This is a genomic window from Psittacicella hinzii (assembly GCF_003585935.1).
Lineage (GTDB): Bacteria > Pseudomonadota > Gammaproteobacteria > Enterobacterales > Psittacicellaceae > Psittacicella > Psittacicella hinzii.
On the sequence record NZ_NRJG01000111.1, the window covers coordinates 1 to 7,714 of the forward strand.

Here is a 7,714-nt window from a genome sequence, read left to right on the forward strand (position 1 = left end):
TTATAATTTGTAACAATTGTTAACTTAGGCAAATAAGAATAGTTAAGTTGCATAACTTCTTATCTTTTTAGTAGTCAAAATATGGACAAGTTTTAATAAACAAGCTATAATATAGGTAAGTTAATTAGAAGTTGGTCCATAGGCAATACTACATGATATGAAACTCTGTAGTATTGTTTTTTCAACTTAATTATTATCTTATTGTTTTTATTTGAAATCTCAACGGTGAACTTTTTACAAGCTTCACCGTTTTTCTTTGCGCAAAAAAGGGGTCACTAACTTAATAAGTTAGTGACCCTTTTTCTTTGGAATACAATTCTAAATTTTTAATATAAACTTTTAACTATAAAAGATTATACGTTTAGAGATTTTTCTACAACACGTACTAAAGCGAAAGCTTTAGTTTTTGATAATGGACGTGATTGTTTGATCTCTACCATATCACCTTGTTTAGCTACATTAGCTTCATCGTGAACGTGAAGTTTAGTTGTTTTACGAACATATTTACCGTAGATTGGGTGTTTAACACGACGTTCAATAGCAACCACGATAGTTTTGTCCATTTTATCACTCAGAACACGACCTTGTAGTGTACGTACTTGTTTAGCAGTCATTATTTACCAGCCTTGTTTACTTGAGTTAATAAACGTGCAACTTCACGGCGAGCGCTTTTAACTAGATGAGTTTGGTTTAATTGTCTAGTTTTAACTTGTTGACGTAGTGCGAATAATTTGTGTCTTGCGTCTACAAGTTCTTGTTGTAAATCTTTTTCACTCATTTGATTACATTACCGTTTTAGTTACAAAAGTAGTTTTGAATGGAAGTTTCGCTTGAGCTTTACCAAAAGCTTCACGTGCTAATTCTTCAGGTACACCACCGATTTCGTATAGTACTTTACCTGGTTGAATTAGAGCTACCCAGTATTCAACGTTACCTTTACCTTTACCCATACGAACAGATAATGGTTTTTCAGTAATTGGTTTGTCTGGGAATACACGAATCCAAATTTGACCTTGACGTTTTACAGCACGTGTCATAGCACGACGTGCAGCTTCGATTTGACGAGCAGTTAGACGACCACGACCAACAGCTTTAAGACCGAATTCACCGAAACTAACGCTTGTACCTTGAGCTAGACCACGGTTACGGCCTTTATGCATTTTACGGAATTTTGTACGTTTAGGTTGTAACATAATTCAATTTTCTCCTTATTTACGACCTTTACGTGGTGCACGTCTATTGTTGTTATTGTTATTTCTAGGTGCTCTACGTTCTGGTTTAGAAGTTTCTTTAGCTAGTACTTCTTCAAAACCACCTAAGATTTCACCTTTGAAAATCCAAACTTTAACACCAATTACACCGTAAGTTGTGTTAGCTCTAGCTGTAGCGTAGTCGATATCAGCACGTAGAGTTTGTAAAGGCACGCGACCTTCACGGAACCATTCTGCACGAGCGATTTCAGCACCACCTAAACGACCTGATACTTGAACTTTGATACCGATAGCACCTTGGTTCATAGCAGTTTGGATAGCACGTTTAGCCGCACGACGGAACATCACACGACGTTCTAGTTGTTGTGCAATTGATTCAGCTACTAATTTTGCATCTAAATCAGCTTGTTTAACTTCAACGATATTGATTTGGCAGTTTTCACAACCAGATAACGCAAGAACTTGTTTGCGTAATTTTTCAATATCCTCACCACCTTTACCAATAATGATACCAGGGCGAGCTGAGTGAATGTTTAATTTGATTGCTTTAGCAGGACGCTCGATAACAATACGTGATACCGCAGCATTTGCTAATTCTTTGTTTAAGAACTCACGAATACGGAAATCGTTTTCTAGAGTTTTTGAGAAATCTTTTGTATTCGCATACCAGGTTGAACTCCATGGTTTAACAATACCTAGGCGAATACCATGAGGACTTACTTTTTGACCCATTTCGTTACCTTATTTTGCGATTACTAAAGTGATGTGAGCTGTACGCTTACGAATATGATCCGCACGACCTTTAGCGCGTGGCATAATACGTTTCATTGTTGGACCTTCATCAGCAAAGATAGTTGCAATTCTGAATGAACCAACATCTGATAAACTTTGGTTGTTCTCAGCATTAGCAACAGCAGAAGCTAATAGCTTGCCCACCATTTTAGCAGCTTTACGTGGAGTGTGACGTAAAATGTAAGTCGCTTCTTCCACAGTTTTGCCGCGAACTAAATCACATACTAAACGTGCTTTTTGCGCTGATGTACGAGCATTGCGTAAGATAGCACGTGATTCTAATCTATTAGTCATGTCTATCTCCTATTATTTTTTCTTAGCTTTTTTATCAGCAGCGTGACCACGGTAAGTACGTGTAGGTGCGAATTCACCTAACTTGTGACCAACCATTTCGTCAGAAACTAGTACTGGAACGTGTTGACGTCCGTTGTGAACAGCAATGGTTAACCCAATCATATCTGGGAAGATAGTAGAACGACGTGACCAAGTTTTGATTGGTTTACGATCATTCGTTTCCACTGCTTTTTCTACCTTCTTCAGCAAGTGCAGGTCAATAAAAGGACCTTTCTTGAGAGAACGTGGCATAGGATTTACCTCTTTTAAGTGTTATTAATTATTTATCACGACGACGTACAATGAATTTATCAGTACGTTTGTTATGACGTGTTTTCTTACCTTTAGTTTGAACGCCCCAAGGTGTTACAGGGTGTTTACCGAAGTTTTTACCTTCACCACCACCATGCGGGTGATCTACTGGGTTCATTGCTGTACCACGAACTGTAGGACGGATACCTCTCCAACGAGAAGCACCAGCTTTACCTAATTCGCGTAACATATGTTCAGCGTTACCAACTTCACCGATTGTTGCACGGCACTCTGAAAGAACGCGACGCATTTCACCAGAACGAGTACGTAAAGTTACATATTTACCTTCACGAGCGATGATTTGAGCGTATGAACCTGCTGCACGAGCTAGTTGACCACCTTTACCTGGTTTTAACTCAACGTTGTGAACAGTTGTACCAACTGGGATAACACGCATTGGTAAGCTGTTACCTACGCGGATTTCTACATCAGTACCTGAAACAACTTTATCACCAACTTTTAAGTTTTTAGGAGCTAGAATATAACGACGTTCACCATCTGCGTATAATACTAACGCGATGTTTGCAGAACGGTTTGGATCATACTCTAAACGTTCAACTTTAGCTGAGATACCATCTTTTTGACGTTTGAAGTCGATTAAACGGTATGCTTTTTTGTGACCGCCACCGATGTGACGAGTTGTGATGCGACCAAAATTGTTACGACCGCCTGTACGTTTGATAGGCTCAACTAATGCTGCAAAAGGTTTACCTTTATGTAATTCAGGATTAACTACTTTTACAACGTGACGGCGACCTGGACTGGTCGGCTTACATTTAACAATAGCCATTTACTTAGTTCCTTTCCTTACTCAACAGCAGTTTCAATATCAGTTAAGCTTGTATTCGCTGGAAGAGTGATATAAGCTTTCTTAATATCGCTACGACGACCTTTACGGTTACCGCGGTTTTTAGTTTTACCTTTTACGTTAACGATGTTAACAGCTGTAACTTTAAGACCTAATACCGCTTCACAAGCTTGAGCGATCTCTACTTTATTTGTGCTTTTATCTACAATTAAAGTAAGAACTTGTTTCTCAGATTGTAATCTTACTGCTTTTTCAGAAATTAGTGAATACTTAATAACTGACTGTAAACGTGAATTGTTAGACATTATTTTAACATCTCCTCTAGTTCAGCTACAGCTTCTTTAGTTACTAACACTTTTTCAAAATTGATTAAAGATACCGGATCAACTTCATCAGTTAAAAGATACTCAACTTTGTGAAGGTTTTTTGAAGCTAGGAATACGTTGTACTGTAGTTCAGTATCAATAATTAAAACGTTAGAAACTTCTAACTCTTTTAATTTTGCTACTAAATCTTTAGTTTTGTGAGAGTCAAGAGTTAAATCGTTAACTACCACAAGGCGATTTTGACGAACTAACTCAGAGAAGATGCAACGTAATGCACCCCAATACATTTTTTTGTTAACTTTTTGGCTGTGATCTTGCGGACGAGCAGCAAATGTCACACCACCAGAACGCCATAATGGGCCTTTACGGTCACCGGCACGAGCGTTACCAGTTTTCTTTTGGTTCCAAGGTTTTTTATTTGAACCATGAACTTCACCACGAGTTTTTTGTTTACGTGTACCTTGGCGGCTGCCTGCTTGGTATGCAACAACTACTTGGTGAACTAGAGCTTCGTTGAAAGCAACGTTAAAAGCTGACTCTGATACACTAATAGAACCTTGGCCATTTACTAATGTTAATTCCATTTATAGTTTCTCCAGACTTAAGCTTTTACTTTTACAGAAGGTTTAACAACAACGTTACCATTTTTAGCACCTGGGATAGCACCACGTACTAATAATAAGTTGTTCTCAGCATCAACACGAACTACTTCAAGGTTTTGAACAGTTACGCGCTCGTCACCCATGTGACCAGCCATTTTCTTACCTTTGAATACGCGACCTGGAGTTTGGTTTTGACCGATCGAACCAGGAACACGGTGTGATAATGAGTTACCGTGTGTAGCGTCTTGAGTACGGAAGTTGTGACGTTTAACAGTACCAGCAAAACCTTTACCTTTTGAAGTACCAGTTACGTCAACTTTTTTCACGTCAGCGAAAACTTCTACAGTAATTTCTTGACCAACTGTGTATTCAGCTGCATTGTCTACACGGAATTCACGTAATAAGCGGCCAGCTTCAACGCCTGCTTTAGCAAAGTGACCTTTTTCAGGTTTGTTTAAGCGAGATGCTTTTTTAGAACCTGTTGTTACTTGAATAGCATTGTAACCATCAGTTTCAGTTGTTTTAACTTGAGTTACGCTATTTTTTTCAATTTCAATTACAGTTACTGGAATTGATTGACCTTCAGGTGTGAAGATACGAGTCATTCCAACTTTACGACCTACTAAACCGATCATTGTTTATAATCCTCTTTAATTAACGTCAAAAAAATTAGTCTAAACTGATATTAATTTCCACACCAGCAGCTAAATCTAGACGCATAAGAGCATCTACTGTCTTTTCAGTTGGCTCTACGATATCAACTACACGCTTGTGAGTACGAATTTCATATTGATCACGTGCATCTTTGTTCACGTGTGGAGAAATCAGTACAGTAAAACGCTCTTTACGAGTAGGTAAAGGGAATGGACCACGAATTTGTGCACCAGTACGTTTTGCTGTTTCAATAATATCCTTAGTTGACTGTTCGATTAAACGGTGATCGAAAGCCTTTAAACGGATACGGATTCTTTTTTGGTTAGACATTTAACCCAGAGCTCCAAATTGTAAAAATTTTAAACACTATAATACCTTACCTCAAGGTGTTCATTTTTGAAAAACACGAGGTAAGACTAATAAACATTGCCCCATCTATTGTGGGGTGTCAGATTAGCTTAAGAAATCAAATAAATCTTTTTATTATCATTCTGACTATATTCCTCAACTCATAGTCGAAGACGCTTACTTGAGAGACAAATAAATATATAAATGGAAGAAAGTATTCTAAATCATACTTCTTTGTAAGCTAGTCCATGCTCTGCTCTAGTTATATTCAACGAACAAGTCAGGCATAGGTAAGTGTATGCATCATGCAACTTAACTTACCCGCTAATCCAAGTGCAAGATAGTAAAAATAATTGTCCTTGCAAAAACCAAATGCAGCTACTCTCATTTTTAATGCTACATTGGGGTAATACTAACATTTCAATAATAAAACTGCTGGAGGTGAATAATATCTTCTTGACTTATCCACACAACAGTAATGTCTTTTTATCTGAAATTCGATTTTTCTTTCGGATAAATATTAATATCACGGCGTTAATTATAACACAAATAAAAATAATTAGCTTGATTTTTATTGATTTTTATTTAATTTAATCATAAGCAATTGATAAACAGCAACTTTTTAACCACACTAGATTAATTGAAGTTAGGTTATCTTAAAAACTATCTTTTATTACTCAATCTTTTGAGCAATGCTCAATCATTCAATCTTATTAAAGTCACTCTTTATTACAATCTTGATAAGGATAATGACCTACTTTAGGCTTTAACACGGTATAATCTTATAAAAACATCAACCCCTAAGATTAACTCACATGTTTGAATACTCATATATTCATAATAATGTATTAATACTCGTGTATTAATACTAATTCATTAATACTCATACTGAGTTAAAAAACTAAATTGCATTTCTTATGAAAGTCGTTTTTATTCGTCAAGCTAATTTCCTACCACAAGCTCAACGTCAATCTTACTATAAACTATTTACCCCTCAATGGATTGAGCAGCGCCTTTATACTTTAGGACAAGCGCTCCAAGCTGCAAATATTCCTTTTATTATTGCAGATGATCTTCTCTCTGCATTAGAAGATGATTGTCCACAGATTTTATTCAATCAAAGCGAAGCAAAAAATCTTTACACTAAAAAAATAGATGAGCAATATATAGAACAAGCCAAATACTTTATGCAACTTTATAGTGTATTAGGTAATGCTGCTGGTAAAGATTGGCAAGAAAGTAGCTTTGTTTCTGATTATAGCGAGCAAGACAATAGTAACTATCGTGCTATTCAAGCTACTGTTAGTAAAAATCTTGGTTACCTTAATGATATAAAGCACTTAAGCACGTTAAATAGTCAAGTCCAAGAAGCGAAGCAAGAGGCTAAAGCAAAGCAAGTTTTAGATAATAGCTATTTAGATTTATTTACTCTACAGCAAAAAGAAATTCTTACAGCTAATACTTTAGACTACTTACAAAATCTTGATTTACGTACTCGTAAGGATGAATGGGTACTTTTCTTAGATGAAAGTGCAATTCTTCATCCTGATTTTATGCGACGCTTAAGTTACTTCACTAAACTGCGCATTACTCCTGAAGTAATTGATTTATGTGAACCTAGTCATGAAGAGCAATATACTAACTTAGCTTTAACCTTAGCTCAAAACTCTCCCGAACTAGAAAGCGAGCAAGAAACTGCTTCAGCAAATCAAGTATTAAATAATAATGAGAATGCAACTGACAGTTTCATCTTAGAGCCAACAAAATTGGATTTAGGAGTAAGTAAGAAACAATGTAACTCACTATTTAATAATAACTATCGTCCTCAGTTTATATACAAGCCAGCATACGCTCGCTATAACGACAAACTCAACAGCTATTTCTTTGTAAAGCGCTATGAATCTAGCTTTGCTACTTCAGCTTTCTTAATTCGAGTTAGCACTATGCAAAAAATTGCGAGCCATAAAACTATCTCGCACTTAGCAAATAATCTATTTAGTTTAGCTGCTGGCACAACTAGTACTGATGTTGCTTATATCCGTGGACCTTGGGCAATGGGTGTTAATCTTCCTTTAAACCTCGTTGACTTTAAATTAACTAATCCTTTAGTAAAAATCTTTAGTTATTGGAGCAGAGGCTTAGGTTGTTACGTACGTCAACTACGCCTAACCGCCAGTCTAGACAACAATAATATGGATCACCTCTAGAATTAAATTAAAATCACTCTATAAAAATGATGCACGGCATATACTACAAATACTACAAATATTAAAGTTAAGCCTAATATTTATATTATTGCTTTTGTAACCAACCCAATAACACTTAAAC

General features: G+C 36.4%; 12 protein-coding genes. 1 reads left to right on the plus strand and 11 read right to left on the minus strand.

Annotated elements, in window-relative coordinates:
* Positions 1-353: 353 nt before the first annotated feature.
* Genes rpsQ through rpsJ form a run of 11 tightly spaced genes read right to left on the minus strand, consistent with a single transcriptional unit; the run spans position 354 to position 5,368 of the window.
* The gene (gene rpsQ / locus CKF58_RS06000) at positions 354-614 is read right to left on the minus strand and encodes a 30S ribosomal protein S17 (RefSeq protein ID WP_119531965.1); all 261 of its coding nucleotides are present in this window, start codon (positions 612-614) and stop codon (positions 354-356) included.
* On the minus strand, positions 614-778 hold the full coding sequence (gene rpmC, locus CKF58_RS06005) for a 50S ribosomal protein L29 (protein WP_119531967.1): 165 nt from the start codon (positions 776-778) through the stop codon (positions 614-616). The genes rpsQ and rpmC overlap by 1 nt, the downstream gene beginning before the upstream one ends.
* Before the next feature lie 4 nt (positions 779-782).
* On the minus strand, positions 783-1,193 hold the full coding sequence (rplP, locus tag CKF58_RS06010; protein ID WP_119531969.1) for a 50S ribosomal protein L16: 411 nt from the start codon (positions 1,191-1,193) through the stop codon (positions 783-785).
* Between the two features lie 15 nt (positions 1,194-1,208).
* Positions 1,209-1,943 (minus strand): 30S ribosomal protein S3, encoded by a 735-nt coding sequence (rpsC, locus tag CKF58_RS06015; RefSeq protein WP_119531971.1) that lies wholly within the window; start codon positions 1,941-1,943, stop codon positions 1,209-1,211.
* 9 nt (positions 1,944-1,952) lie between these two features.
* Positions 1,953-2,297 (minus strand): 50S ribosomal protein L22, encoded by a 345-nt coding sequence (gene rplV, locus CKF58_RS06020; RefSeq protein WP_119531973.1) that lies wholly within the window; start codon positions 2,295-2,297, stop codon positions 1,953-1,955.
* Positions 2,298-2,309: 12 nt separating this feature from the next.
* On the minus strand, positions 2,310-2,588 hold the full coding sequence (gene rpsS, locus CKF58_RS06025) for a 30S ribosomal protein S19 (RefSeq protein WP_119531975.1): 279 nt from the start codon (positions 2,586-2,588) through the stop codon (positions 2,310-2,312).
* 28 nt (positions 2,589-2,616) lie between these two features.
* Positions 2,617-3,438, minus strand: coding sequence for a 50S ribosomal protein L2 (rplB, locus tag CKF58_RS06030; protein ID WP_119531977.1), 822 nt, complete (start codon positions 3,436-3,438; stop codon positions 2,617-2,619).
* A gap of 17 nt (positions 3,439-3,455) precedes the next feature.
* Positions 3,456-3,761, minus strand: coding sequence for a 50S ribosomal protein L23 (locus tag CKF58_RS06035; RefSeq protein ID WP_119531979.1), 306 nt, complete (start codon positions 3,759-3,761; stop codon positions 3,456-3,458).
* Positions 3,761-4,366: a 50S ribosomal protein L4 gene (gene rplD / locus CKF58_RS06040; RefSeq protein WP_119531981.1), complete on the minus strand. Its 606-nt coding sequence runs from the start codon at positions 4,364-4,366 to the stop codon at positions 3,761-3,763. Before rplD ends, CKF58_RS06035 begins: the two co-directional genes overlap by 1 nt.
* Positions 4,367-4,383: 17 nt before the next feature.
* Positions 4,384-5,019 carry a 50S ribosomal protein L3 gene (gene rplC / locus CKF58_RS06045; RefSeq protein ID WP_119531983.1) on the minus strand — a complete coding sequence of 212 codons (636 nt, stop codon included), beginning with the start codon at positions 5,017-5,019 and terminating at the stop codon, positions 4,384-4,386.
* Positions 5,020-5,053: 34 nt separating this feature from the next.
* A complete protein-coding gene (gene rpsJ / locus CKF58_RS06050; protein WP_119531985.1) occupies positions 5,054-5,368 on the minus strand; it encodes a 30S ribosomal protein S10 in 315 nt (104 codons plus the stop codon).
* A gap of 935 nt (positions 5,369-6,303) precedes the next feature.
* On the opposite strand from rpsJ, the gene CKF58_RS06055 reads away from it, so the two are divergent.
* On the plus strand, positions 6,304-7,593 hold the full coding sequence (locus CKF58_RS06055) for a hypothetical protein (RefSeq protein ID WP_119531987.1): 1,290 nt from the start codon (positions 6,304-6,306) through the stop codon (positions 7,591-7,593).
* The last annotated feature ends 121 nt before the right edge of the window (positions 7,594-7,714 follow it).

Excerpts from the sequence above, each read along its gene's own strand:
- CKF58_RS06055 (WP_119531987.1), top strand. The coding sequence starts at position 6,304 with ATGAAAGTCGTTTTTATTCGTCAAGCTAATTTCCTACCACAAGCTCAA.
- rpsQ (WP_119531965.1), bottom strand. The coding sequence starts at position 614 with ATGACTGCTAAACAAGTACGTACACTACAAGGTCGTGTTCTGAGTGAT.
- CKF58_RS06035 (WP_119531979.1), bottom strand. The coding sequence starts at position 3,761 with ATGTCTAACAATTCACGTTTACAGTCAGTTATTAAGTATTCACTAATT.
- rplD (WP_119531981.1), bottom strand. The coding sequence starts at position 4,366 with ATGGAATTAACATTAGTAAATGGCCAAGGTTCTATTAGTGTATCAGAG.
- rplC (WP_119531983.1), bottom strand. The coding sequence starts at position 5,019 with ATGATCGGTTTAGTAGGTCGTAAAGTTGGAATGACTCGTATCTTCACA.
- rplP (WP_119531969.1), bottom strand. The coding sequence starts at position 1,193 with ATGTTACAACCTAAACGTACAAAATTCCGTAAAATGCATAAAGGCCGT.
- rplB (WP_119531977.1), bottom strand. The coding sequence starts at position 3,438 with ATGGCTATTGTTAAATGTAAGCCGACCAGTCCAGGTCGCCGTCACGTT.
- rpsJ (WP_119531985.1), bottom strand. The coding sequence starts at position 5,368 with ATGTCTAACCAAAAAAGAATCCGTATCCGTTTAAAGGCTTTCGATCAC.
- rpmC (WP_119531967.1), bottom strand. The coding sequence starts at position 778 with ATGAGTGAAAAAGATTTACAACAAGAACTTGTAGACGCAAGACACAAA.
- rplV (WP_119531973.1), bottom strand. The coding sequence starts at position 2,297 with ATGACTAATAGATTAGAATCACGTGCTATCTTACGCAATGCTCGTACA.
- rpsS (WP_119531975.1), bottom strand. The coding sequence starts at position 2,588 with ATGCCACGTTCTCTCAAGAAAGGTCCTTTTATTGACCTGCACTTGCTG.
- rpsC (WP_119531971.1), bottom strand. The coding sequence starts at position 1,943 with ATGGGTCAAAAAGTAAGTCCTCATGGTATTCGCCTAGGTATTGTTAAA.